The organism is Streptomyces platensis, from assembly GCF_008704855.1.
GTDB classification, from domain to species: domain Bacteria; phylum Actinomycetota; class Actinomycetes; order Streptomycetales; family Streptomycetaceae; genus Streptomyces; species Streptomyces platensis.
Genome location: NZ_CP023691.1, coordinates 3407232 through 3432776 on the forward strand (window position 1 = coordinate 3407232; position 25545 = coordinate 3432776).

16 protein-coding genes, 1 tRNA gene and 1 pseudogene are annotated in these 25545 nt (G+C 73.3%); 3 read left to right on the plus strand and 15 right to left on the minus strand.

All coding sequences use genetic code 11. From position 1 onward, the window contains the following. Positions 1 to 481: 481 nt before the first annotated feature. A complete protein-coding gene (locus CP981_RS14940; RefSeq protein ID WP_244329658.1) occupies positions 482 to 2212 on the minus strand; it encodes an MFS transporter in 1731 nt (576 codons plus the stop codon). Positions 2213 to 2374: 162 nt separating this feature from the next. Between CP981_RS14940 and CP981_RS14945 the strand changes: the two genes are divergently transcribed. Both CP981_RS14945 and CP981_RS14950 read left to right on the plus strand, forming a co-directional pair. Continuing rightward, positions 2375 to 3238: an alpha/beta fold hydrolase gene (locus CP981_RS14945; protein WP_085928304.1), complete on the plus strand. Its 864-nt coding sequence runs from the start codon at positions 2375 to 2377 to the stop codon at positions 3236 to 3238. 227 nt (positions 3239 to 3465) lie between these two features. After that, a tRNA-Cys gene (locus CP981_RS14950) sits at positions 3466 to 3540 on the plus strand. A gap of 172 nt (positions 3541 to 3712) precedes the next feature. Here the strand turns inward: CP981_RS14950 and CP981_RS14955 are convergent. The 10 genes from CP981_RS14955 to CP981_RS14995 form a co-directional block, all read right to left on the minus strand. Next, positions 3713 to 5242 carry an ABC transporter substrate-binding protein gene (locus tag CP981_RS14955; protein ID WP_085928303.1) on the minus strand — a complete coding sequence of 510 codons (1530 nt, stop codon included), beginning with the start codon at positions 5240 to 5242 and terminating at the stop codon, positions 3713 to 3715. After that, the gene (locus CP981_RS14960; RefSeq protein WP_167536102.1) at positions 5239 to 7323 is read right to left on the minus strand and encodes an ATP-binding protein; all 2085 of its coding nucleotides are present in this window, start codon (positions 7321 to 7323) and stop codon (positions 5239 to 5241) included. The genes CP981_RS14955 and CP981_RS14960 overlap by 4 nt, the downstream gene beginning before the upstream one ends. A 788-nt stretch (positions 7324 to 8111) precedes the next feature. Continuing rightward, positions 8112 to 10442, minus strand: a complete 2331-nt coding sequence (locus CP981_RS14965; RefSeq protein ID WP_085928302.1) for a xanthine dehydrogenase family protein molybdopterin-binding subunit — start codon at positions 10440 to 10442, stop codon at positions 8112 to 8114. Between the two features lie 100 nt (positions 10443 to 10542). Continuing rightward, on the minus strand, positions 10543 to 11136 hold the full coding sequence (locus CP981_RS39525; RefSeq protein WP_425282129.1) for a (2Fe-2S)-binding protein: 594 nt from the start codon (positions 11134 to 11136) through the stop codon (positions 10543 to 10545). Then, positions 11133 to 12737, minus strand: a complete 1605-nt coding sequence (locus CP981_RS14970; protein ID WP_425282130.1) for a hypothetical protein — start codon at positions 12735 to 12737, stop codon at positions 11133 to 11135. The genes CP981_RS39525 and CP981_RS14970 overlap by 4 nt, the downstream gene beginning before the upstream one ends. A gap of 100 nt (positions 12738 to 12837) precedes the next feature. Continuing rightward, the gene (locus tag CP981_RS14975) at positions 12838 to 13734 is read right to left on the minus strand and encodes an FAD binding domain-containing protein (RefSeq protein ID WP_085928300.1); all 897 of its coding nucleotides are present in this window, start codon (positions 13732 to 13734) and stop codon (positions 12838 to 12840) included. 328 nt (positions 13735 to 14062) lie between these two features. Then, the gene (locus CP981_RS14980; RefSeq protein ID WP_085928299.1) at positions 14063 to 15718 is read right to left on the minus strand and encodes a beta-N-acetylhexosaminidase; all 1656 of its coding nucleotides are present in this window, start codon (positions 15716 to 15718) and stop codon (positions 14063 to 14065) included. Positions 15719 to 16109: 391 nt separating this feature from the next. After that, positions 16110 to 16403 (minus strand): DUF3039 domain-containing protein, encoded by a 294-nt coding sequence (locus CP981_RS14985; RefSeq protein WP_085928298.1) that lies wholly within the window; start codon positions 16401 to 16403, stop codon positions 16110 to 16112. Between the two features lie 136 nt (positions 16404 to 16539). Then, entirely contained in the window at positions 16540 to 17220 is a 681-nt protein-coding gene (locus tag CP981_RS14990) for a hypothetical protein (protein ID WP_085928306.1), read from the minus strand. A 200-nt stretch (positions 17221 to 17420) separates the two neighbouring features. Further along, positions 17421 to 18092: a YqgE/AlgH family protein gene (locus tag CP981_RS14995; protein ID WP_085928297.1), complete on the minus strand. Its 672-nt coding sequence runs from the start codon at positions 18090 to 18092 to the stop codon at positions 17421 to 17423. A gap of 296 nt (positions 18093 to 18388) precedes the next feature. Between CP981_RS14995 and murA the strand changes: the two genes are divergently transcribed. Further along, positions 18389 to 19735 carry a UDP-N-acetylglucosamine 1-carboxyvinyltransferase gene (gene murA / locus CP981_RS15000; protein WP_085928296.1) on the plus strand — a complete coding sequence of 449 codons (1347 nt, stop codon included), beginning with the start codon at positions 18389 to 18391 and terminating at the stop codon, positions 19733 to 19735. Between the two features lie 148 nt (positions 19736 to 19883). Here murA and CP981_RS15005 read toward each other — a convergent pair. The 4 genes and pseudogenes from CP981_RS15005 to CP981_RS15020 all read right to left on the minus strand — a co-directional run. Beyond that, positions 19884 to 20120: pseudogene (locus CP981_RS15005) on the minus strand (maleylpyruvate isomerase N-terminal domain-containing protein); the annotation flags it as partial. A gap of 385 nt (positions 20121 to 20505) precedes the next feature. Then, on the minus strand, positions 20506 to 20787 hold the full coding sequence (locus tag CP981_RS15010) for an HU family DNA-binding protein (protein WP_030069353.1): 282 nt from the start codon (positions 20785 to 20787) through the stop codon (positions 20506 to 20508). 307 nt (positions 20788 to 21094) lie between these two features. Beyond that, on the minus strand, positions 21095 to 22528 hold the full coding sequence (locus tag CP981_RS15015; protein WP_208852938.1) for an NAD-dependent malic enzyme: 1434 nt from the start codon (positions 22526 to 22528) through the stop codon (positions 21095 to 21097). A 428-nt stretch (positions 22529 to 22956) separates the two neighbouring features. Beyond that, positions 22957 to 25542: a HelD family protein gene (locus tag CP981_RS15020; RefSeq protein WP_085928295.1), complete on the minus strand. Its 2586-nt coding sequence runs from the start codon at positions 25540 to 25542 to the stop codon at positions 22957 to 22959. Between the last annotated feature and the right edge of the window lie 3 nt (positions 25543 to 25545).

The window sequence follows — 25545 nt, forward strand, 5'->3', positions numbered from 1 at the left end:
GTCGGCTTTATCGCCGCGGGGCTCCCCGCCGTTTCGCTGCGCTCTGCCTCGGCCGACGCTTGCGGGTTCCCCCGCCGTTGCGCCTGCGGCGGGCTGGGTCCGCTGCGCGGGGCTGTCGGGGTGCGGTGACGGACCTCCGCGGGTGGGTGTCCGGACTGCTTCGCTTTACGTCCGGACACCCACCCGCTCCGGCCCGTCCCCTCCCGTTGAGGGGTGGGAAAAGGCCGGTGGGGGCGCATGTAGGTGGTCGGCCTTGCCTCGCGGTCGTACCGAAACAGCTGACGGCGGCCAGCCCCCACCCACCTTCACCTTTCCCTCAACGGGAGGGGACGGGCCGGAAGGGCCTGGTGTGTGGACGTAAAGCGAAGCAGTCCACACACCAGGCCCCGGAGGCCCGTCACCGCACCCAACAACCACCCGGCCCGCCGCAGGCGCAACGGCGAACAACCACCACGGCGGGACAGCCGAAAACGTGGGGCGGCTACTTAACGCGGCAAGCCGTTACCGCTCCCGTGAGCGCAACCACGGCCATCGTCGCGAACACGGCCGCAAAGGCCGCGGCCGCGGAATGGCCGGCCGCGCCGGAAGCGGCGGCAGCCGCAGACGCATGCGCAGCGATCTCGCCGCCGCCGAACGCGACGAACAACACACCGCCGAGGCCGACGAACGTCACATTGCCCAGCGCGTCCGACATCTGGAGGGACGCGGAGTTACTGCCGGCCTCCTCGGGGCGGGACAGTTTCAGGAGCAGGACGCCGGCGCTGGAGATGTTCAGGCCCATGCCGAAGCCGCCGATCGTCCAGGCCACCGCGACGATCCCGGCCGGCACGCCGTCGAGCAACGCCAGCGGCACCAGCGCGATGGCCAGCGCCAGCAGCACCATGCCGAGGACCATCAGCCGTTCCCGGTGCGGTTCCAGGCGCGGCCGGCTCTGTACGTAGGAGCCGAGGGCCCAGGTGAGGCCGCCGCCGGTGAGCGAGAGCCCGGCGAGGGTGGCGGAGAGTCCGCGCTGGGTGACCAGCATCAGCGGGATGAAGCTCTCGGCGGCGACCAGCGCCCCGGCGGCCAGCCCGCGCAGCAGCACCACGCTCGGCAGGCCGCGCGCCGCCCGGAACGTACCGCGGGGCAGCAGCCGCACGATGCTGGGCGCCAGCAGTGCCAGTCCGACGGCGGCGGGCAACAGCGCGGGCCAGGCGGGGTGCTGGCCCGCGTATTGCAGCAGGCAGGCGCCCACCGCGACGGCCAGCGCGAGCAGACAGCGCCGGCTGCCCAGCACCTGCCGTACGCCGCCCGCCGGGGCCGGCCGGGTCCGCGGCAGGGTGCGCAGCGCGGGCAGCATCACCACGAGCGGCAGCAGTATCAGGGCGGGGATGGCGAGGAAGCCCCAGCGCCAGCCGAGGTGTTCGGTGACGGTCCCGGCGACCAGCGGCCCGACGATCACCGGCACCACCCAGGCCGCCGAGAACGACGCCATGATCGACGGCCGCAGCCGCTCGGGATAGGCGCTCCCGACGACCACGTAGAGCGAGACCACCACCAGCCCGCCGCCGATGCCCTGCACCCCGCGGCCCACGATGAACATCCCCATGCTCCCGGCGGCGCCCGCGATCAGCAGCCCCGTCCCGAACGCGGCGATCCCGCTGAACAGCGGCCCGAGCGGCCCGCGCCGATCGCTCCACTCCCCCGCGAGCGCCATCGCGAACAGACTCGCCGTGAAGAACGCGGAGAAGCCGAAGGCGTACAGCCCGATGCCGTCCAGGGCACGGGCGGCAACCGGCATCGCGGTGTTCACGGCACTCGCCTCGAAGGCGACGAGCGAGACGACGGAGATGATGCCGAGGGTGAGCGCCCGATGGGCCCGGCCGAGAATGCCGCCGCCGGACCCGTCGTCGCCACTGTCGTCGAAGGGCCGGGCGAGGTGGCCGGGGGTGGCGGTGGTGTCCGCGACGGGGGTGGCGGTGATCTCTCGGTCGGGTGCGGCGTCGGTGGCCTCGGCGGTGTCGATCCCGATGCCGGTGCCCCCGTCGGTGCCGAGGTGAGGGCCGGCCCCAGTACCCGTGCCGGCGCCGATGCCCATACCTGCGCCCTCGCCGGGGCCGAGGTGGGGGCCGGCGTCCTCGTCGGTGCCGAGGTGCTCCGGGCCGGTACCAGTACTCGGACCCGTACCCGTGCCGGCGCCGGTGCCGAAGTCGTGCGGGCGGTCAGCAGTCATCGAGCCAGCGTAAGGGCCGTACGACGCTGACGCCCCTGGCGGAGGACCGGGATCGGATCGGTCATCGGTCCTACGCCGCCGGCCCACCCGGACGGCCTCCGCCCGGCCCACTCGGACCGCTCCGCCCCGCCTTCATCGCCACACATCGGGCAGGCTTTCCGTATGCCGCACTTCCCTTCGTACGACGACGCCGAGCTCCACTACCGCGTGCTCGGCCCGGCCGACTCCCCTCTGCCGCCCCTGGTGTGCCTGGCCGGCGGGCCCGGGCGGGACGCCGCGTATCTGGGCGATCTCGGCGGCCTGGCCGCGCACCGGCAGCTGATCCTTCCCGACAGCCGCGGCACCGGCGCCTCTCCGGCCGCCGCCGACCCGGACCGCTATGCCTTCCCGCAGCTCGCCGAGGACCTGGAGGCGCTCCGGGCGCATCTGGGCCTGGAGCGGTTCGCGCTGCTCGCGCACGACGCGGGGGCCGCGGTCGCGCAGGCGTACGCGGCGGGGTATCCGCAGCGGCTGACCCGGCTGGTGCTGGTCTGCCCCGGCTCCCGTTTGCAGGGCGAACTCCCCGACGACGCACGGGAGATCTTCGAGGCCCGCCGCCACGAGGAGTGGTGGCCGCAGGCCTCGGCGGCGCTGGAGCAGCTGACCGAGGCGACCGACCTGAGCGAGGTACGGGAGCTGCTGTTCGCCGCGGCACCGCTCGCCTACGGGCGCTGGGACGAGCCTCAGCGGGCCCATGCCGCCACGGAGGGCGAGCAGTTGGGTCCGGTGCCACGGGCCGGCTTCTGGCAGGGCGTGGACGAGCAACTGCGGCTGACCCTGCTGACCGGCCTGCGAGAGGTGACCTGCCCGGTGCTGGTGGTCACCGGCAACCGGGACGGCGTGACCGGCATGCAAGCGGGCGAGCGGGTGGCCGCCTCGTTCCCCGACGCACAGGTACACCCCCTGCACGGCGTGGGCCACTACCCCTGGGTGGACGAACCGCCCCTGTTCGCCCAACTGGTGGAGACCTTCCTCCACGCAACGTAAGCCCCCACCCGCCCCGCCAAGATCCCGGCCCCCGGCGGCCTTCAAAGCCCCCACGCCGCCCACGTCGGCCCCACGCCGCCCCGTATCGGTCCGCGCTGCCGCGCGTTGCCACATGTTGCCGCGTGTTGCGCCCCGTTTCCCCACATTGCAGCCTCATGGCACCCCACCCCACACCCTTGCCGGGCCCGCCACCCCGCGGCCTACAGTCAGGACAGCACCACACCCCCGGCCGTGTGCCCGAGTGGTTCAGGGGCTCGCCTGCAAAGCGAGTTACGCGGGTTCGAATCCCGCCACGGCCTCCACGCACCGCAGGGTCCCGTGCCCCGCACGAGGAGCCCGTGCGATGTCCCGAGGCGGCCCCAACCCCCGTGGGGACCGCCTCCGGACGCGCTCGGCGTCCCCGTCTCGCTCGGCCCCGCGCCGTCCGGCTCTTCACCGGCTGAGCCGCCGCTCCGGCCCGCCCCCGCTCCGCCGCTACCGGCCGACGGACAGCCCGTCCACGAAGCGGTATATGTCGCCGGCCTCGCCGGAGTCCGTCGGGCGGCGGAGCTCAACCAGCGCCAGTGGGCGGTCCACCGGCTCGCCGGTGTCCGGGTCGAAGGCTATGTAGCCGCTGATGCCACGGACCCGGGACCTACCGTTGGTCTGCTCCAGCAGGGCCAAGACCATACGGGCGGTGACCTGGCGGGTGCCGTAGACGCCGACGGCGTTCCGGGCCGCCTTGCCGATGGTGTACGTGGCGTCATGGCCGAGCATCGCCTGGCCGCTGGCGAGGTCGGTGGTGGGGCCGCCGACCTCTTCGCGGTAGGCCCGCTCGAAGTCCGCGAACGGGCCGTTCCCGGCGCCGCCGTAGACCTTCTTGGATATCGCGGGGTGGGTGAAGGCGGTGTAGTAGACGGTCAGTTGGCTGTCCTTCCAGCGTTCGGCGAGGGTGGCGAGCTCGGCGCGGTGCCGGTCGCCTCCGGTGTCGAAGTAGACGCCCAGCGCGCTGGAGCCGGAGAGCACCGTCGTACGGCAGTGCCGGCCGCCCTCGCCTGCTGCCTCGATGAACCGGCGCAGTTCCCGTCCCCGGCCGGCGAAATACACCACGTCCGGCGGCTTCGGGTCGCCGCAGACCTTGTCGGCGACCAGGGCCAGCGCATTGCCGGCCGTCGCCTCCTCGTCCTCCCCGGAGCGGAACGGGATGACCTCGTCGTCCACGTCGAGGCCCGCGCGCCGCGCCGCCGCCGAGAAGTCCTCGTAGAGGGAGGTGTTGTAGTCGTCCTTCTCGTTGCCGTCCCGGATGACCTGGACGCGGTAGCCGGGGTGCTTGCGCTGCTGCTCCTTGAGGTAGCCGGCGGCGGCCGCGGTCTGGTCGCGGTTGGGGAAGGAGACCCGGTAGAACCCGGCTGTACGGGAACTCAGCCCGTCCGCCGCCACCGTCGCCCCGACCATCGGCAGGCCGGCGGCCCGCAGCCGTTTCACAGCGCTCATCGTCCGGTCGTTGCTCTGCCCGAAGCCCGCCACCGCGACCAGATGTTCCTTGTCCTTCATGGCGATGAGCTGGTCGACCACCGGGCGCCAATGGCGGTCGCCGCGGCCGGTGTTGGCGAGCAGCAGTCGTATCTTGGGGAGGGTCGAGCGTTCGGCGTTCAGTGCGCGCTGGGCGAGGTAGGCGCCGCTGACGGCCTGCCGGGTGGCCTCCGGCCCGCGGTCCGCGGAACCGCCCGCCATGGCCTCCAGATAGGCGATGGTGACCGACGGTTCCCCGGACTTGGCGACCCTGGCGTTCTCGGCGCGGATCCTGTCGCTGAGCGCCTTCATGTTCCCGAACGCGTACGCGCCGTCCGTGACGCCCACGCATTCGCCGTCGGCCATCTCGCGCACGCCCTCCCCGCACCGTCCGTTCTTCTCGACGATCTGCACGACGCCGGCGACCACGACCGCCGCTGCCACCAGCACCGAGATGATCCACAGCCCCCAGCGCCGCGGCGGCCGGGGCGGTTCGAAGACACGGGCGCTCACAGCCACGGCTCCTTTCCGTACTGCTTAGCCTTCCGCAGCAGCGCCGAGGTCCACGGCACGCTGTCGGCATGCACCGCGAGGGTGTGGAAGCGGGCCTGGATCTCGCCGTACAGCTCGGCCCCTGGGTCGCCGAGCGGATCGCGATACGGATCGCCCACCCGGTCCGTACGGGGATCGTCCGGCGGCTCGGGGCCGATCCAGACCGCCGCGAGCAGCCGCGTGATGGTGCGCAGCCGCTGCTCCACGGCGCCCTCACCGAGGTGCTCCACCAGCCGCTCGTAGCGCTCCCACAACGGCTGGTCGAGGGCCGGTCCGGCCCCGGCGAGCGGGGCGCGCCGCAACCGGCACAGGTCCGCACACCACTCCTCCGGCTCGACCCGGCCGAACGCGTCGTCCAGATAGGCGGCCGCCACGGCGAGATCGCCGCCCGCCAGCGCGTGATACGCGGCGGTGGCCTCCTCCCCCGCGGCGGCCGCCCGGTCCCGCAGCGCGGCATGCACCGCCCGTCGCCCCCGGGCACCGGCCGCCCCGTCACCGCCCCCGGCCGCTCCACCTGCCGCGGCATCGGGCTCGGGGACCGCGGCGAGCCGTCGCAACAACAGCAGACGCAGCAGCGGGTGGGGAGTTTCCGTCCGGCCGTCGGACTCCTCGTCGCCGCTGTCGAGATGCATGGTGCGCAGCACGTCCGTACAGAAGTCGTTGAACTCCTCCTGGACACGGGCGCTCGACTCGTCCCACAGCACCCGGCCCGCCTGCGCCTGGGCCAGGTCGACGGCGGCCGCGCCACGGGCCAGCGCCTGCATCAGCTCGCCGCTGGCATCGATCGGCAACAGCCGCTCCAGCAGGGCGTCGACAAGCTCCGAGGAGGGCTGAAGGACCTGCCGCAGCCGCGCCTCCCAGCCCGCGTCCGCCGGGCACTCCAGCAGGGCCGCCAGCAGCTGTGCGGTGCCCGCCGGATGGCCACGGGTGATTTCGTGCACCACCCAGCCCAGCCACTGCACACCGTTGTCCGCGGCCGGCACCGGCACCCGGCGGCCGGCCGACCGCAGCGCCTCCTTGGCCTGCTGCTCGACCTCGTGCCGGACCAGATCGCGCAACCGGCCCACCACCAGCCCCTTCACGACCTGCTCCGGAACGAACCGCTCCTCCTGCGCGGGCCACCGGCCGGGCAGCGCACCGGGCCGCCGCGGCCCGCCAAAGGCAAAGCCCTCCAGCGCCGCCGGATAGCTCCCGGCGGTGGCGAGCACCAGCAGGGGGTCGGCCGCCCCGGCCTTCCGCCGGGCGTCCAGCAGCGCCTTGAGGAAGTCGTTGCCCAGTGGACTGTCGACGTTGTCCAGCAGCACCAGACACTGCGTCGTACGCCGCTTGTCGCCGCCCCGCGAGCCGTACGCCCGGCGCAGATCGTCCAGGAAGGCGTCGAAGAGCACCGCCTCGGCCCGCTGCCGCTCGGCCGCCTCGCGGTCGCCGTAGCGCTGGTTGAGGTCGACCAGGAAGCCGTCGACGGAACCGCCGCCACGGCTGCGGCGACGGATACGCGCCAACTGCCAGCGCACCCGCAGCCGCACCCAGTGGCGCCGCCACTCCGGCAGCAGCGGCAGTGCGGCGGTGACCGCGGTCGGGGCGCCCAGGACCGTCGCGGCGTACGTGGCGAGCTGGTTGATCACCTCCGAGCGGCTGCCCGGTGGTCCGACCAGCGCTTCTTCCATCTGCCGTACGGCGGCGTCCCGGTCGGCCGCATCCATCCGCGCCGCCACCGCGATCGTCAGCAGCCCGAACGCCGGGAAGCTCAACCGGGCGAAGTCCCTCTTCTTCTCATTGAGCTGGAAGACCAACGCGGCCAGCACATCGATCGGTTTACGGCCCTCCTGGCCCAGCGCCGCCAGATCGAGCCGGGCCACCGGTGCCCGCCGGGCCCAGTCCGCCAGATGGCGCAGCACCGTCGTCTTACCGCTGCCGCGCGGCCCCAGCAGCAGCGTGGCAGGTAACTCGGGCCGACTGCCCGGCCTGCGCACCAACAACTCCTGGACGTACCGCTCCACAGCCCGGTCCCGCCCGGACTCCCCCGCCCATTCCTGCGGCATCCCGCTCCCCCTCGACCTCGCGAACCCCTGTGATCCCCGCGATCCCCACGACAGCCCGGCGCCCACTCCGGCCGCCCCAGCATCCTCCAATTCCCGCTTCCCGCAAGCACTTTGCCCCCACAAGGCCGCTTCCCTCCTGTCACGCGACGCCATCCCGCCCACCGGAAATCACTCTAAGTGACACCACTGACAATCTCCGTGACGGAGTGTGAAACCCCAGGTCATCGCCCGATCGCAGAGAACGCACGCACGAGCACCCACCCAGCCCCTGAACGAATACGCAGCCGCTCACTCGCACTGATCCGCGCCACGGCAGCGGCCGCGGCCGCGACGGCGCACGGACACCGCACCTAGCCGCAGCGGTGCACGATCATCGGCCCGGCGCATCGATTCAGCGCCCAGGGCGCCCTACGCCGCACCTGCACGCAGACCCCGCCCACACCCCAGCCACACCCACGCACCGCCTCGCCCCAGCCCCCACTCACGCGCGCGCCACCTGAAACCGACCCACATACACCCGCCCACCCCCCGAAGGGGGGTGGGCGGCGGGGAAAAACCAAACCAGCGGGTGCGCGGCGGGGAAAAACCCACGGGGCGAGCAGCGAGAGCCCAAAGCCTCCCGCAACCAAGCGAACAAGCAGACCCCCGCCAGCACCCGCCCGGCAGTCACATGCCCCGGAGCCACCCGCCCACCAAGCGAACAGGCAAACCCCACCCACACCCGCCCAGCGGCAGCCGCATCCCCCAAAGGCGCGCGGCCCCAACCACCGGGCCCGCCCCGTCCGCTCCTACTGCTGCGCCACCTGTGCCACCGCCGCCTGGGGGCGGATCGGGAGGCGGCCGATGGGGCGGCCGGTGGCGGCGCGGACCGCGGAGGCCACGGCGGCGGGTGAGGTGACCACCGGGACCGCGCTGGCGGGCTTGGCGCCGAAGGGGGCGATCACGTCGCGCTCCTCGACCAGTTTGACGATGCGGATCTCGGGCGCGTCCAGGGCGGTCGGCAGCGCGTAGCCGGTCAGGTCAGGGTGGCGGACCTGACCGCGGGTGGTGCGCAGGTTCTCCATCAGGGCGGCGCCCATGCCCTGGGTGACGCCGGCCTCGATACGGGCCCGCAGCTGGCGGGGGTTGAGCACCCGGCCCACATCCTGGGCGACGGTCATCTCCACGACCCGGATGGTGCCGAGCTCGATGTCGACATCGGCGACGCAGCGGATCGCGCAGAAGGCGAGGCCGACGAACGCGTCGCCCTGGCCGCTCTCGTCCAGCGGCTCGGTCGGATGCGGCCGGCACTGGGCGGTGGCCCACAGTTCCTTGCCGTCCAGGGCCTCGGCGACGGTGGTGCTGAGCACGCCGTCGTACGAGGTGATCTTGCCGTCGTTGATCTGGAGCAGCTCGGTGGACATCCCGAACTTGTGGGCCAGCGGCTGGAGCAGCTGGGTGCGGACCATCTTGGCGGCGCGCTCGACGGCGCCGCCGGAGACCCAGGTGTGCCGCCCGTGGCAGGCCGCTCCGGCCGGCGGCTGGTCGGTGTCGACGCCCGCGACCTGCACGTCCTCGATGCCGAGCGTTTCCTGCACGATCTGGCGGGCCAGCGTGGAGAATCCGGAGCCGGTCTCGACGGCGGCGCAGATGACGGTGGCGGCCGAGCCGCTGACCTTGACGGTCGCGGTGGAGACCTCGTCGGTGCCCTCCGCGCCGAGCATGTGCACCATGCCCAGCCCGTAGCCGACGCCGCGGCGTACCGCGCCCGGTTCGCCCGCCCCTTCGGGCCCGCCCGGCAGCAGCCATTCCGCTTCGGGCGCGTCCTTGGGCAGCTCGGGGAGCGGTGCTTCCTTTACGGCGTGCAGGAGTTCGGCGACCGGGGCGGGGCAGGTCACGGTCTGCCCCGTGGGGAGCAGGTCGCCGGTGGCCATGACATTGCGCAGCCGGATCTCGTCGGGCTCCAGGCCCAGTTGGGCGGCCAGCTTGTCCATCTGGCCCTCATAGGCGGCGCAGACCTGCATCGCGCCCTCGCCGCGCACATGGCCGGACGGCGGGTTGTTGGTGCGCACCGCCCAGCCGTCGACGACGGCGTGCGGGACGACGTACGGGCCGCAGGAGAAGGACACCGCCGCGGCGAGTGCGTCGGCGGAGGTGTCGGCGTAGGCGCCGGCGTCCATGAGGATCTGGGCCTCCACCTTGACCAGCTTGCCGTCGGCGTCCGCGTGGTGGCGGTAGCGCAGCAGCGTGGGGTGGCGGTGGGCGTGCGAGAGGAAGGACTCCTCCCGGGTGGCGGCGAGCTTGACGGGGCAGCCCGTACGCAGCGCCAGCAGGCCGAGCGAGAGCTGGATGCCGGGGTCCTCGCGGTCGGCGGTGGCGCCGGGGACGCCGGTCACCACGACCTTCACCTGTTCCGGTTCGAGGCCGAAGGAGGCGGCGGCCAGATCCCGGTCGGTGTGCGGGTCCGTGGAGGCGGTGTAGATCTCCACGCCGCCATCGGGGCGCGGCACCGCGAGTCCGGCCTCGGCCCCGATGGGCGCCGGGTCCTGCCGGCCGATCCGGTAGAGCCCCTCGACCATGACCTCGCCCACGACATCCGGGTCGCCGAAGCGGAGCGGGATGTGCCGGATGAGGTTGCCGTCCGGGTGCAGCGGCTCGGCCTCGAAGGCCAGTTGGGGGTCGGTGACCGCGTCCAGGACCTCGTACTCGACGGCGATGGCGGCGGCGGCCAGCCGTGCCGTGTCGGGGTGCTCGGCGGCCACCGCGGCGATCGGCTCACCGTGGTGGCGGACCTCGTCCTTGGCGAACACCGGGCGGTCGGCGGTGCCCCGCCCGTGCCCCGCGTCACCGGGCACGTCCTCGTGCGTGACGACGACGCGGACGCCCGGCATCTCCACCGCGTGCTTGGTGTCGATGGACAGGATCCGCGCGCGCGGGTGCGGCGAGCGCAGCACCGCGGCCCACAACAGCCCTTCGGCCCACAGGTCGGCGGCGTACGGGAAGGTGCCCTCGGTCTTCGCCGGCGCGTCGGCGGGCGGCAGCGAGACGCCCAGGCCGTGCGGCGGCTGCTCGGCGGGGATCGGGACACCCGCCGCGGGGGTCGCGGTGACGGCGCCCGCGCCGTCGGACGTGCCACTCATGCCGTCACCTCGTTTCGCACGGTCCCGCATGCGCTCGGCGCGCGCCGCTCCCCGATGCTCCCCCGGCCTCCGGCCGGGGGGACCCCCATGCTGCGCTCGCTCATGCGGAGCCTCCCGTGTGCCGGTCCTGGTCGTGCGGGGCGTGGCCCGTTTCGTCGGCGGGGCCCGCCTGGTGGGGAATACGGGCGGTGTCCGCGGGCGCCGCCCCGTCCGGTTCGGCCGCGGGCGGGTAGCCGGCCTCGGCGGCCTCCGCGCGGGCCTTGACGACCTCGCCGACGGCGTCCAGCACGCCCCGGTAGCCGGAGCAGCGGCACAGGTTGCCGCACAGCGCCTTGCGGGTCTCCAGCTCGCTGGGGGCGTGGTTGCCCTCCAGGAGGTCGTGGACGGTCATCGCCATCCCCGGTACGCAGAAGCCGCACTGCACCGCCCCGGACTCGGCGAGCGCGCGCTGCACGTCGGAGGGCACACCGTTGTCCGCGAGCCCCTCGACGGTACGGACCTCGCTGCCCGCCGTAGTGGCCGCGGGCACCAGGCAGGACGCCACCAGGCGGCCGTCCACCTGGACGGAACAGGCTCCGCACTCGCCCTGTGAGCAGCCGTCCTTGGCGCCGGCCAATCCGAGCCGCTCGCGCAGCACATAGAGCAGCGACTCGCCGATCCAGGCGTCGGTGACCGGCCGGTCGATGCCGTTCACGCGCAGGACGTAGGAGGAGGCGGGGTGTTCGTCGTGGTCGTCGAAGCCGGGATCGGCCGCGAGGTCGGAGGTCTGCGCGGCGGCGGCGAGCCCCTCGACGAGGCCGGCATGGTCCTCGGCGTCCGTGTCGGCTCCCGTGGGTGCCCCGGTCTCCGTGTGCTCCTCGGTAGCGGCGGGGCCCGGTCGGCATGGTGCTCGGCGGCGGCGTCGGGGAAACCGGCCGCGTCGGCGGCGGTGTCGTGCGGTTCCGCGCGCTCTCCGGTGGCGTCCACCGGGCCGGCGGTGCCGGTACGGTCCGCGGGCTCGCCGTGCGCAGCAGGCTCCGCGGGCTCCGTGGGAGCGTCCGCCGGGCCGTCGGCCTCCTGGACGGCGGGCGGGGCGGGCCGCCCGGCCGCGTCGGCGTGCGTGAACTCGCCGGAGTGCTCCCGGGGTTCGCCCTCGGCCACCGGGATCGTCCAGCCGCCCGCGCCGGTCGCGTCCGCCGCCCCGTCGGGACGGTCCGCGGCCTCCTGCGGGTGCGGTGGCGTGTCGTGCGACGGCTGCGCCGTCTCCTCGGGCGGCGGCCACTGGGCGAGCGCGTCGGCGGGCAGCGACCAGTGTCCGGTCGCGTCGCCGGCCGCGTCGTTCCGGCCGCCCGCGCCCATGGCGTACGGGTCGCCGGTGGACGGGCCGCCGTCTGCGGGCAGTTCGCCGCCCGGTTCGCTGCCGTGGCCCGGGAGACCGCCGTCGTGCGCGTACGGGGCGCCCGCGGGGCCGCCGAAGGGGTCGTGGTGCACCGCGCCGCCGTGCGCGGCGTCCTGCGGCTCCTCCGGGTGCGTCTCCGGCGCGCTCGTGGCGCTCAGCCCGGCGGTGAAGTTCCAGTGCCCGGTCGCGGCGGACTCGCCGGTGTCCGCCGCGTTCCCGGCGTCGCCGTACGCATCGGCGCCCGGGTATCCGCCGCCGTGGTAGCTGTCGGCGGCACCGTGCCCCGTAACACCCGGATGGCCCGGATGACCCGGATGACCGGGAAGGCCCGGGTGGCCACCCGTAAGTCCCGTATGACCCGTCAGACCGTCCTCGCCGACCAGGTACTCGCCGGATTCCTCCAGGCCGTCGTCCGCCGCCGCGGGGACCGACCAGGAGCCGGTGGCACCCGCCTCCGGGCTGCCCGCCACGGGCCAGTCCACGGCGTCGCCGCCCCACGGCTGGGCACCCTCGGGCGCGCCGCCCTGGTAGCCCGCGGAGGGGTCGTGGTGGGGCGCGTGCCCCGTGTGGGCCGGGTATCCGGCGGCCGGGTCCGCGTAACCGGCCGAGGGATCCGCGAAGGGCATCGTCCACTGGGCGGTGGACGAGGGGTCGGCGCCCGGGTCGTCGAGCGACGGGGTGGCGGGGTGCGAGCCGAAGGAGGACGGCGGGGTGTAGCCGTGGCCGGGTGCGGCGAGCGGCTCGGGGCCCGGGGTGTTGTACCGGGGCGACCCACCGCCGTAGACCCCGGTGGTGAAGCCCTCCGGGAGCTGTACGAAGGCCGTCGCCTCCGACTCGTACTCGCCACCCTGGGGCAGCGGCTGCCAGCCCTGGTCAGGGTGCGGCTGGTACGGATGGCGGTTGTCTGCGTCGCTCATGCCGAGCCCTCACTTCGCCCGGCCTCGCATCCGCGAGGCGCGCACCTTTCGCTGACGATCCACCGGTCTGCGACCGGGGCGGCCCCCGCACTGCGCTCGCTCATGAGAGCGCCCTCCCGAGTGCGCGGCGGGCCAAGGCTGCCACCGTACGGCGAAGGTGCAGGGCAGCGGGCGGCAGGGTGGCCGGTTCCGAACCGTCCTCGGGCGGTGCCGGGTCCGGGATGCAGGCGGCGGCGACATAGTCACCGAAAGCCGTCAGCGCCTCGGGTACCAGGCCGCGTTCGCCGTCCCAGTCGATGAGCGAGGCCACCCACTGCTCGGCCTCCAGGGGCCGCAGCGGCATGGCGGCGACCGCGCCCACCGCGCAGCGCACCCCGCGCCGGGCCGGGTCCAGGACGAGCGCGACCGAGGCGGTGGCCCGGCCGGGGCCGGTGCGGCCGGTCGCCTTGAGGAAGGCCTGCGGGGCGTGCAGCAGCGGCACCCGTACGAAGCCGACGAGTTCGCCGGGGCTCAGCATCTCCCGGCCGGCCAGCAGGTGGCTGACCGGGATCTCGCGGCGGCCGCCCCCGGGGCCGGCGATGATCACCGTGGCTTCCAGGGCGGCGAGCACCGGGAGGGTGTCGCCCGTGGGGGCGGAGGTCACGATGTTGCCGCCGAGGGTGCCGGCGTTGCGGACCTGTGGCGGGCCGGCCGCGCGGGCGGCGGCGGCCAGTCCGGGGATCAGGGCGGCGAAGTCGGGGCGTCCCATACGGGCGAGGGTGAGGCCGGCGCCGAGCAGCGCATGGCCGTCCAGGTACTGCCAGCCCCTGATCTCGCTGATCCGGCCGAGGCCCACCAGGGCTGCGGGTCTGAGGAGTCCGGCGTTGACCGCCGCCATGAGATCGGTGCCGCCCGCGACGGGCACGGCGGCGGGCATGGCGGTAAGCGCCGCCACCGCCTCGTCGAGCGAGTCCGGCAACGTCACCGTGTGCGACGCGTGCGGTGCGTGCGTGGTCAAGCCAGCTGCCCCTTCCCCGGTGTCCCGGCAGTTCCGCTCCGCCGTACGGTACGTGCTCACAGCCCGGACGTGGCAACTCTGGCACATCTTCCCGGGCCCCCGGCGCGAGGGTCCACGAAGGGACGATCCGTCCCCGAACAGGACGCTGGTCCGGTTTCGTCCGTCGCCGGCGGTGCGGAACTGCGCTGCGGTGCGTCGGCGGAGGCGTCCGGCGGGGCGCACACCGCCGTCGTTGCGGCGGTGGTGCGGTACGGCGGCGCGGGGGAACCGCCGTACCGCACCACCGTCCCAGGGTCCGGCCGCACGAGCGCCTGCCTTGCCTCCGGGCTCACACGTTTGGGGGCGCCCCGTCGATCGGGCGTCCGAGCACGCCGGGGCGTTTCTGCCATGGGAGGGGGCCGCCGGGCGGCCGGTAACCGACGCCGAGGGCGTCGAGGCGGGTGTAGTGGGCAGCCATCCGCCGGGTGAAGTCCTGGTAGTCGCGCGCGGCCGGGGCGGGCAGCCGCGACCAGGCCACCTCGGCGAACGCGGCCAGCCGGGGAAAGACCTGGTAGTCGAGGCGCTGCTGACTGTCCATGACCTCGGTCCAGACGTTGGCCTGGGTGCCCAGGACGTGCGCGGCCTGCTCGGCCGTGAGCTCCGGCGGTACCGGCTCGAAGCGGTAGACGTCCTCCAGGGTCCGTACGAAGCCGATCGGCACCGGCTCGTCCGGGGAGGCGTGCTGACGGTGGTCCAGATACACCTGCTGCTCGGGACACATGACGACGTCATGGCCGGATTTCGCGGCTGCGATACCGCCCGCGTAGCCGCGCCAGGAGGAGACCGCGGCGCCCGGGGCCAGTCCGCCCTCCAGGATTTCGTCCCAGCCGATCAGCCGCCGGCCGCGGTCGGCGAGCCAGCGGTCGAAGTGCCGGATGAACCAGCTCTGCAGTGCGTCCTCGTCGGCCAGTGACAGTTCGGCGATCCGCGCCTGGGCGGTGGCGGACGCCCGCCACTGGTCCTTGGGGCACTCGTCGCCGCCGATGTGCACGAACGGCGAGAGGAAGAGCCCGAGGACCTCGTCCAGGACGTGCTCGTAGAACCGCAGGGTGGTGTCAGTGGGGGCCAGTACGTTGGGGTTGACGCCCCACGTGTCCCAGACCTTCAGGGAGGTGGTGTCGATGACGTCGGTGTTGCCGAGTTCGGGGTACGCGGCGATGGCGGCCTGCGAGTGTCCGGGGATGTCGATCTCGGGGACGACGGTGATATGCCGCTGGGCGGCGTAGGCGACGATCTCGCGGAGGTCGTCCTGGGTGTAGTAGCCGCCGTGCGGGCGCTCGTCCCACAACGGGGAGGCCCGGTGCCCGAGTTTGGTGCGCTCCCGCCAGGCGCCGACCTCGGTCAGCTTCGGGTAGCGCCTGATCTCGATCCGCCAGCCCTGGTCGTCGGTGAGGTGGAGGTGCAGGACATTGAGCTTGTGGGCGGCGAGCAGGTCGAGCGCGCGCAGCACCCCGTCCTTGGGCAGGAAGTGCCGGGCGACGTCCAGCAGCATGCCGCGCCAGGCGAAGCGGGGGGCGTCCTCGATGGTCTGTTCCGGCAGGACGGCCGCGCGGCCCGGCGCGAGTGGCGCCCGGCGGAAGGCGTGCGGCCCGAGGAGCTGCCGCAGCGTCTGCGCTCCCCAGAAGACGCCGGCCGGGCCGCCGCCGGTGATCCGCACGCCCCAACGGGCGTCGGCCGCCAGCCGGTAGCCCTCCGGGGGCAGGGCCGGGTCGACGGCGAGGTCGAGGGTGTCCGGCGTCTTGCCGGAGCCGGGCGGCAGCGGGAGACCGAAGGCCGCGCCGAGGGTGTCGCGCAGCCAGCGCGCGGTGTCCTCGGTACCGGGCCCGGCCGCCAACGCGGTGTCCGCGCCCAGCCGGACGGTGCCGCGGCCGGGCCCGTCGATGCTCAGCGGTGCCGGGACCAGGCCGCCGCCCGGTGCCGTGGGGGTGGGGTGCGTATCCGGCATACCGTCCGTCCTTCACCGTGCCGGGCGGCCCGGGACCGTTCCGGCTGTAGGAGTACGCGGAAAACCTGGACCCGGGCCGGGCAATTCCGGGACACCCACGGGCGGTTGCGGGCCGGGGCGCCGCGGCGACGCCCGTTCCCCCGGTCCGGGAGGCGGCTGCGGACCGTGCCCCCGATTCACCCGGAAGCGCGGCCGGGCACACGGACGGGCCCGGTCCGCGAGGGATCCGGGCCCGTACCCGAAGCGAGGCGTCACGGCCGCAGGACGAGGACCGTGCCCTGCGGCTCTGCTGTGCCCATGGCGGGGGCTGAGCGCGTGCGCGCCGGGCGCGCGGCCGTGCTCATGCGTGACGGACGGGCAGGACCGGCCCGGGAGGCACGGTCCGCCGCGGCTACTTCTTGCCGCCGTCCTTGCCGCCCTTGTCCTTGTCGCCACCGGTGCCCATGGACTCGAAGATCTCCTTGCACATGGGGCAGACCGGGTACTTCTTCGGGTCGCGACCCGGGACCCAGACCTTGCCGCACAGCGCGACGACGGGGGTACCGTCGACCGCGCTCGCCATGATCTTGTCCTTCTGGACGTAATGGGCGAAGCGCTCGTGGTCACCGTCGCCGTGCGACACCTGCGGTGTCGGCTCTACGAGGGTCCCCGTACCTGCCCCGCGCTCGGGCTCAAGAGTGCTCATAACAGCCAAGGGTACTCACGCGCGCGGCAACCGGGGAGCGGCGGCCCACCGCCAGGTGGAGCGCCGGACCCGCGGCCGCCACCCCGGAGGCCACCCGGGCCGGCAGTACGGCGCCGGCCCCGCCCGCCCGGGATGGCTAGAAGGCCACCGCCAGCCCGCCCCGGTCCCCGGCCGTCAGTCCCAGCTCCGTGGCGAACGCCAGCGCGGCGTCCGGGCGGACCTCGTACCAGGCGTCCTGACCGCAGACCGTGTCGAGCAGGGTGGCGATGTCCTGGGCGCCGACCGTGCGGGCCTCGGCGGCGGCGAGGAAGGCGCGCACCGCTCCCACCGCATCGACCTCGGTCTCCGTACGGGCCACGAGGTCCTCGGCGATCTCCCGGACCGCGTCGTCACCGGGCGCGACCCAGCTCATGGCCGTCTCCAGGCCGTCGTCCGGCATCTTCTCGGGGTACGGCGCACGGGCCCAGGCGCCGTCCTGCCACCAGTAGACGAAGCCGAAGAGATTGCCGCCGGCGTCCTCCCGCAGCTCCTCCCAGGGCAGCCACGCGGGGCCGCCGTCCAGAAAGTCGATCTGCCGGCCTCCGCTGTGCGTGTGACTGCCGTCGGAGTCCTGGCCGCACAGCAGGGCCCGGCCGCCCTCGAACATCTTCAGCCGCCACCAGTAGCTTCCGCCGACGTTCCAGCACTGCAATCCCTGGTCGCTCCAGGAGAATTCGTCCCCGTCGTCCACGGCGGCCGCCACTACCGCCAGCGTCGCGGCGCGCGCCCACAGGCGCGCCGGGTGGTCCAGATCCTCGGGCACGCTCGGCCTGTGCATGGCCTCTCCCCGTGTGTCCAGCGCGGCCCCGCCGACGCGGCCGCGCACCGTCCCCTGTCATCCCGCACCATAGCGACGGGCGCTGACAATTCCCCATGACGAAGCCGTCACAATAATCAAGTCGTCAACCAAATTGGGGTCATGGGACACCGGTTGCCCGTCCCCACGGACGGGCAGGTTCAGTCCCGCCCCGGCGACGATCAGTTCAGCGACGGATCGTCCGGGTAGGTGGCCACCATGGCCAGCTCATTGCGTTGGCGCCGCAGCACCGCGCGCCACAGCTGCTCCGGGTCCGGCGAGGAGACATCGCCGGGCTCCGACTCGACCACGTACCAGGCGCCCTCGACCAGTTCGTCCTCCAACTGGCCCGGACCCCAGCCCGCGTACCCGGCGAAAATCCGCAGACTGCCGAGCACCGCCGCGAGCAGTTCCGGAGGGGCCTCCAGATCGACCAGACCGATCGCGCCGTGCACCCTGCGCCAGCCCAGCGGCTCGTCACCCGACTGGACGCCCGCGCGGTCCGCGGCCGGTGCACCTGCGACCTCCACACCGTCGTCATGGGGCAGGGCGCCGCTGTCCACCGACGGGATACCGCCCTCACCGGACAGCCCGCCCGGCACCACGGCCACCCCGAGCGCCGAGTCCAGCGACACCGGTCCGCCCTGGAAGACCACTCCCGGCTCCCCGGCCAGTGCGGCCCAGGGGGCGAGGATGTCCGCCACCCCGACCGGGGTGGGACGGTTCAGGACCACGCCGAGGGAGCCCTCCTCGTCGTGGTCGAGGAGCAGCACCACCGCGCGGTCGAAGTTCGGATCGGCGAGCGCGGGCGTCGCGACGAGTAGCCGCCCTGTGAGCGAGGACACCTCGGTCATGGCCACATGATCCCGCACTTCTGCCCGGAGCGGGGAGTCAACGCCGGGACCCGCGTAAGAGCAGGGCAGGGCGTACGGCGGCAGCACCGGCGCACACCGTCCGCGCCGGACCGCCCATCGACGACATTCCCTGGCAATTCCCTCAAAAGGCGATTACAGAGCAAAGACTGATCGTAGCGGAGCGTGTTGTGACAAAGCCATTACATGTGCAAAGCGTGCACGGGCCTACGGACTCACCCTCCGGCGCCCTTACCATTTCAGCTTGGCCCCTGCCCGTCTCCAGGAACGCGAGATCCATGACCGTCTCTACTGACGACGTACTGCTTGTCCACGGCGGCACCCCGCTCGAGGGCGAGATCCGGGTTCGCGGCGCGAAGAACCTTGTGCCCAAGGCCATGGTCGCCGCCCTCCTCGGGAGCGGCCCCAGCCGACTGCGCAACGTGCCCGATATCCGCGACGTACGCGTGGTGCGCGGGCTGCTTCAGCTGCACGGCGTCACGGTGCGCCCCGGTGACGAGTCGGGCGAGCTGATCCTCGACCCGTCGCACGTGGAGAGCGCCAACGTCGCGGACATCGATGCGCATGCGGGCTCCTCCCGGATCCCGATCCTGTTCTGCGGCCCGCTGCTGCACCGCCTCGGCCACGCCTTCATCCCCGGCCTGGGCGGCTGCGACATCGGCGGCCGGCCCGTGGACTTCCACTTCGACGTGCTGCGCCAGTTCGGCGCGACGATCGAGAAGCGCGCCGACGGGCAGTACCTGGAGGCGCCGCACCGGCTGCGCGGCACCAAGATCCGGCTGCCGTACCCGTCGGTCGGCTCGACCGAGCAGGTGCTGCTGACCGCCGTTCTGGCCGAGGGCGTCACCGAGCTGTCGAACGCCGCCGTGGAACCGGAGATCGAGGACCTCATCTGCGTCTTGCAGAAGATGGGCGCGATCATCTCCATGGACACCGACCGGACGATCCGGATCACCGGTGTCGACAAGCTCGACGGCTACACCCACCGCGCCCTCCCGGACCGCCTGGAGGCGGCCTCCTGGGCGTCCGCGGCGCTGGCCACCGAGGGCAACATCTACGTCCGCGGCGCGCAGCAGCGGTCGATGATGACCTTCCTCAACACCTTCCGCAAGGTCGGCGGCGCCTTCCAGATCGAGGACGAAGGCATCCGCTTCTGGCACCCGGGCGGTCTGCTCAACGCCATCGCCCTGGAGACCGACGTCCACCCCGGCTTCCAGACCGACTGGCAGCAGCCGCTGGTCGTCGCGCTGACCCAGGCCTCGGGCCTGTCGATCGTGCACGAGACGGTCTACGAGTCCCGGCTCGGCTTCACCTCCGCGCTCAACCAGATGGGCGCGCACATCCAGCTCTACCGTGAGTGCCTGGGCGGCTCCGCCTGCCGCTTCGGCCAGCGCAACTTCCTGCACTCCGCGGTCGTCTCCGGGCCCACCAAGCTCCAGGGCTCCGATCTGGTCATCCCCGACCTGCGCGGCGGCTTCTCGTATCTGATCGCGGCGCTGGCGGCCCAGGGCACCTCCCGGGTGCACGGCATCGACCTGATCAACCGCGGCTACGAGAACTTCATGGAGAAGCTCGTCGAACTCGGCGCCGATGTAGAGCTGCCGAACGGCGCACTGCCCAACTGAGCCGCGCCGAGGGGGCGGTGCCCGAAGGGCGCTGCCCCCTGGCTGCGGACGAGTGCGCCCGGCGGTCCCGGCCGGGCGCCGTCCGGCAGTTGCACCGAGCACGGTGGTCAGGCACGCCCCGTAGGGCAGCTCCTGGCCACCGTGCCGCCTATTGGGGCGAGCACCCGAGGTACAGCGGGAGTTTCCCGGCCGGCGTGCCCAGTTCGGCCTGCTCCGCCCCGGTCGGCGGCGTGGCGGTGGCATCCCAGTAGGTCACCGCGTCGCGGGTCGGTTCCGTTTCGGCCGGGGTCACCAGGGTGATCAGGACATCCTGTGCGTCGATGACCAGATGACACACCAGATCCCGCACGAGCCAGCCGGTACAGCCGGACGGCTGGGCGAAGTCCGCGCCGCCGGGCCGGGGAGCTCTTACGCCGCCCGCCCGCTCACACGACCGTGCCGCACCGCGTACCCACCCCCCGTACAGCCGTGGCAGCCCGCCTGACGGGCTTACACCTGGCGGACTTCCCGATCACCCCGCCCAGCTCCTCCGAGGCGGGCACAGGCCGCCTCGCGGGCACCGGCCGCCCCATTCGGGCGCACCGGCCGCCCCGTACGGCCCCGGACCGCTCCTGCGGGCGCCCAGCCCCCTCCCACGCGCTCAGCCCACCCCGCCCCGCCCGGCTCACCCGCCCACGCGGGAACACACGGGCACACGCAACTCCCCAGGCACACGAAAAGGCGGCCACCCCCAAAAGGGATGGCCGCCCTGTCTTGCCGTGCTGAGGGTCTTACTTACCCTTGGCGGCTTCCTTGAGCTTGGAGCCCGCGGAGACCTTCACGCTGTAGCCGGCCGGGATCTGGATCGGGTCGCCGGTCTGCGGGTTGCGCGCGGTGCGAGCGGCACGGTGGGTGCGCTCGAAGGTCAGGAAGCCGGGGATGGTGACCTTCTCGTCGCCCTTGGCGACGATCTCGCCGGTCACCTCGGCGAGGGCGGCCAGAACGGCGTCGGCGTCCTTGCGGGTCACCTCGGCGCGATCGGCCAGAGCGGCCACCAGCTCACTGCGGTTCATGTTTGTACTCCCGTGTTCTTCTTGCCAATGAGGCGTGAGATCGAAGCCGATGCTGCCAGGGTCCTCGGACAGTCCCCGGACCCGGGTCTGGTGCCAGACCCTCGCGCCCGATTACGCATCCTGCCCCCACCTGCGGCGGTAAAGCCAATCCGGCACCCAGGAGGGTCACACGAAAAGCGCCACTGCCTCGTTAGTGGTGACGCTCCGTAATATTTCCGCTCCGGGCCGGCCCCACAGGGCGGCGGTCGCTTGCTGCCCGCCACCCTATGGGGGCCCCAACGACGGCGTGTCCAGCGACGCGCCGTACTCAGACCGCCGTGGTGGCCGTCACAGCCGGGTCACCGCTCTTCGCGGCCTCCCGGACGGCACCGGCCACCGCGCCCGCGACCTTCTCGTTGAAGACGCTGGGGATGATGTAGTTCGGGTTGACCTCGTCCTCCAGGACGACGTCCGCGAGGGCTCCGGCCGCGGCCAGCATCATCTCGGTGTTCACCGTACGGGAGTGGGCGTCCAGGAGGCCGCGGAAGACTCCGGGGAACACCAGGACGTTGTTGATCTGGTTGGGGAAGTCGGAGCGGCCGGTGGCCACGACGGCGGCGGTCTGCCGGGCGATGGCGGGGTCGACCTCGGGGTCCGGGTTGGCGAGTGCGAACACGATCGCGCCGTCGGCCATCCTCGCGACGTCGTCGCCGTCCAGGACGTTGGGCGCGGAGACGCCGATGAAGACGTCCGCGCCGACCACGGCCTCCTTGAGGGTGCCGGTGACGCCCTCGGGGTTGGTGTTGTCGGCGATCCAGCGCAGCGGCGAGTCCGGGTCGGCGTCGACCAGGTCCGTACGGCCGGCGTGCACGACACCGTGGATGTCGGCGACGACGGCGTGCCGGACACCGGCCGCGATCAGCAGCTTGAGGATGGCGGTACCGGCCGCGCCGGCGCCGGACATCACGACCCGGACGTCCTCGATCTTCTTGCCGACGACGCGCAGCGCGTTGGTGAGCGCGGCGAGCACCACGATGGCGGTGCCGTGCTGGTCGTCGTGGAAGACCGGGATGTCCAGGGCCTCGCGCAGCCGCGCCTCGATCTCGAAGCAGCGGGGGGCGGAGATGTCCTCCAGGTTGATGCCCGCGAAGCCGGGGGCGATGGCCTTGACGATCTCCACGATGGCGTCGGTGTCCTGGGTGTCCAGGCACAGCGGCCAGGCGTCGATGCCGGCGAAGCGCTTGAAGAGGGCCGCCTTGCCCTCCATGACGGGCAGAGCGGCCTTGGGGCCGATGTTGCCGAGGCCGAGGACGGCGGAGCCGTCGGTGACCACCGCGACGCTGTTGCGTTTGATGGTCAGGCGGCGGGCGTCCTCGGGGTTGTCGGCGATGGCCTGGCAGACGCGGGCGACACCGGGGGTGTAGATCATCGAGAGGTCGTCACGGTTGCGGATGGGGTGCTTCGACGACATCTCGATCTTGCCGCCGAGGTGCATCAGGAACGTACGGTCGGAGACCTTGCCGAGCGAGACGCCCTCGATGGCGCGCAGCTGCTGGACGATCTCGTCGGCGTGGGCCGTGGAGGTCGCCGCGATGGTGACGTCGATCCGGAGCTTCTCGTGGCCGGATGCCGTGACGTCGAGGCCGGTCACCGAGCCTCCGTGGGACTCGACGGCCGTGGTGAGCTGGGAGACCGCGGTTCCGCTCGCGGGCACCTCCAGCCGGACCGTCATCGAGTAGGAGACGCTGGGCGCCGTTGCCATGGCCGACTTCCTCTGCTTTCACCGTGTGGCTGGATTTGCCGTCCGATCGTCGCACCTACCGCGGAGTATGCGGTAGCCGCCCGGCATTGAGAACGTTTTGTTCGCGGGCGGCGGCTACTTCGGAAAACGACTTCCACCATACGAGATGCCGCAGCCGCAGCAAAGAGGCCCACGTCACGGGGTGACGTGGGCCTCTCGAACGTTAACGGCACCGACCCGCCATGCTCGCCTCGCGGCAAGTGGTCGCTCGTAGCGACGATGGTTGGGCCCGGGGGCTTGGATCGAGCCGGTGCCGTCACCCAGGCTAACAAACCATCCCCGGAAGCGAATCCCGTCCCGCGGGGCCGATTTCAAGACCCCTCGGACGGCGGCGCGCACGCCCGGCGCAGGCCGCCGGACGGGTGCCGGCCCGGGGCCGGCCGGCGGTTTCAGTCCCGCAGCAGGTCGGGCACCCCCGCCGCGTCCGGTTCGTCCCGTTCGGCCGACAGTACGGTCAGCTGCTGGGTCGCCCGGGTCAGCGCCACGTACAGCACCCGCAGGCCGGCCGGGGACTCATCGGCGATCTCGGCCGGTGAGACCACCAGCGTCGCGTCGTACTCCAGCCCCTTGGCCTCCAGGGAGCCCAGTGCCACCACCCGGTCGCCGAGCGGGGCCAGCCAACGGCGGGCCTGCGCACGGCGGTTCATGGCCACCACGACGCCGACCGTGCCGTCCACCTCGCCCAGCAGCCGCTCGGCCTCGGCCACCGTGGCCTGCGCCAGCGCCGCGTCACCGGCGGACCGGTCCGGTCCCTCCCCGTCCGGGGTGAGCGCGAAGCGGGGCTCCAGGCCCGTGGAGCGGACCGCCTTCGGGGACGCCATACCGGGCATCGCCAGCGCCAGGACGCGGGCGGCCAGCTCGGCGATCTCCGCGGGGTTGCGGTAGTTCACGGTGAGCGTGAAGCGGCGGCGCGGGCGGGTGCCGAGCGCCTCGTCACGGGCGACGGCGGCCTCGTCCGGGTCGGACCAGGAGGACTGCGCGGGGTCGCCGACCACCGTCCAGGTCGCGTGCCGGCCGCGGCGGCCGACCATCCGCCACTGCATCGGCGTCAGGTCCTGCGCCTCGTCGACGATGACGTGCGCGTAGTCGGTGCGCTCCTCCTCCAGCCGTTCGCGCCGGCTGCGGCCGCCGCCGTTGCGGTCGGTGTAGGTCGTGAGCTCCTCCAGGCCGGTCAGATGGTCCAGCGGATCGGCCTCCCGCGGCCGGGCCGGGCGCATCGGGGCGCCGAGGACCATCTGGAGCTCGTCCAGCAGGGCGACATCGTGCACCGACAGCGGGCCGTGGCCGGTGTGGTCCAACCGCTGGAGCGAACGGGCCAGTTGGCGTACCTCGCGGGAGGTGAGCACCCGGCGCGCCCAGCGGCCGAGCAGCCGCTCGTCGGCCATGGCGGCCAGTACCCCGCGCGGGGTCAGCTCGGGCCACCAGGCGTCCAGGAACTCCTGGAAGTCGGGCTCGGTGGTGATGTCCTCGTCGAAGCCCTCACGGGCCTCGGCGGCGAGTTCGGGGTCCGTGTAGCGGCGCGCGGCGCCCGACTTGGCCCACAGGGCGTCCAGGATCAGCCGGCGGGCCCGCGGGCGCAGCAGGTTGACCGGCGCGGTGCCGCCGAGCGCGGAATGCCGGATGGCGCGCAGCTCGTCGGCCTCCAGCTCGATCCGGCCGCCGAACGCGACGACCCGCAGACGGGCGGGCGGGCCCGCGTCGGGCGCGGCCGGGCCGGGGCGCGGGCCTCGGGTGCGTCTCCGGCGGGTCCCGCTGGCGGCCGCGTCCCGGTCCGCCTCGTTGCCGGCCGTCCCGAAGAGGTCGTCCAGGGACAGCTGGGCGTCCCCGTCTCCGTCTCCGGCCCGGTCGCCTCCGCTGACCCCGTTTCCGCTCCCGTTCCCGTTCGCCGCCGCCGTGGTGGCCGCCGGGCCGGTCGCCCGGGTGCCCGGCGCCGTCAGCTCCAGGGCGCCCCGGGCCGCCTTGCGCAGCAGCTTCTGCATCCGCGAGGAGCCCTTGATACGGGCCACCGCCGGTGAGTCGTACGCCGTCGCCTCGGCGCCGTCCACCAGCGACCCGAGCGCCCGGATGGCGACCTGGCCCTCCTCGCCCAGCGACGGCAGTACGCCTTCGGTGTAGGCGACCAGCAGCGGCGTCGGGGAGACGATCAGGATGCCGCCCGCGTAGCGGCGGCGGTCCTGGTAGAGGAGGTAGGCGGCGCGGTGCAGGGCGACCGCGGTCTTGCCCGTGCCGGGTCCGCCCTCGACCTCGGTGACGGAGGCGGCGGGCGCCCGGATCACCTTGTCCTGCTCGGCCTGGATGGAGGCGACGATGTCCCGCATGGTGTGGCTGCGGGCCCGGCCCAGCGCGGCCATCAGCGCGCCGTCACCGATCGCCGGGAGCTCCGCGCCGTCCAGCGTCGCGGTGATCTCCGGGCGCATCAGATCGTCCTCGACGCCGAGGACCTTGCGGCCCTTGGAGCGGATCACCCGGCGCCGGACGACCCGGCCGGGGGCGACCGGGGTGGCCCGGTAGAAGGGGGCGGCGGCCGGTGCCCGCCAGTCGATGACCAGCGGGGAGTAGTCCGCGTCGAGGACGCCGAGCCGGCCGATGTGCAGCGTCTCGGCGATGGTGGCGCGGTTGTTCTCGATCGCGCCGTCGGCGGGTTCGACGGAGGTGAAGGCGCCGTCCGGGCCCTTCTTGCCGTCCTTGCCGAGGAGCAGGTCGATACGGCCGAAGAGGAAGTCCTCGTACTCGGAATTCAGGCGGTGGAGATGGACGCCGGCCTGGAAGACCTGGGCGTCCCGCTCGGCGAGCGCGCCGGGCGTGCCGACCTGGCCGCGCTTGGCGGCGTCGTCCATCAGGAATTCCGCCTCGTGGATCTTCTCCTCAAGGCGCCGGTAGACACGGTCCAGATGCGTCTGTTCGGCCTCGATCTCGCGGTCGCGAACGGAATCCGGGGTGTGCTCCGGTGCGTGCGTGGCGTTGTGCGCGGCCACCCA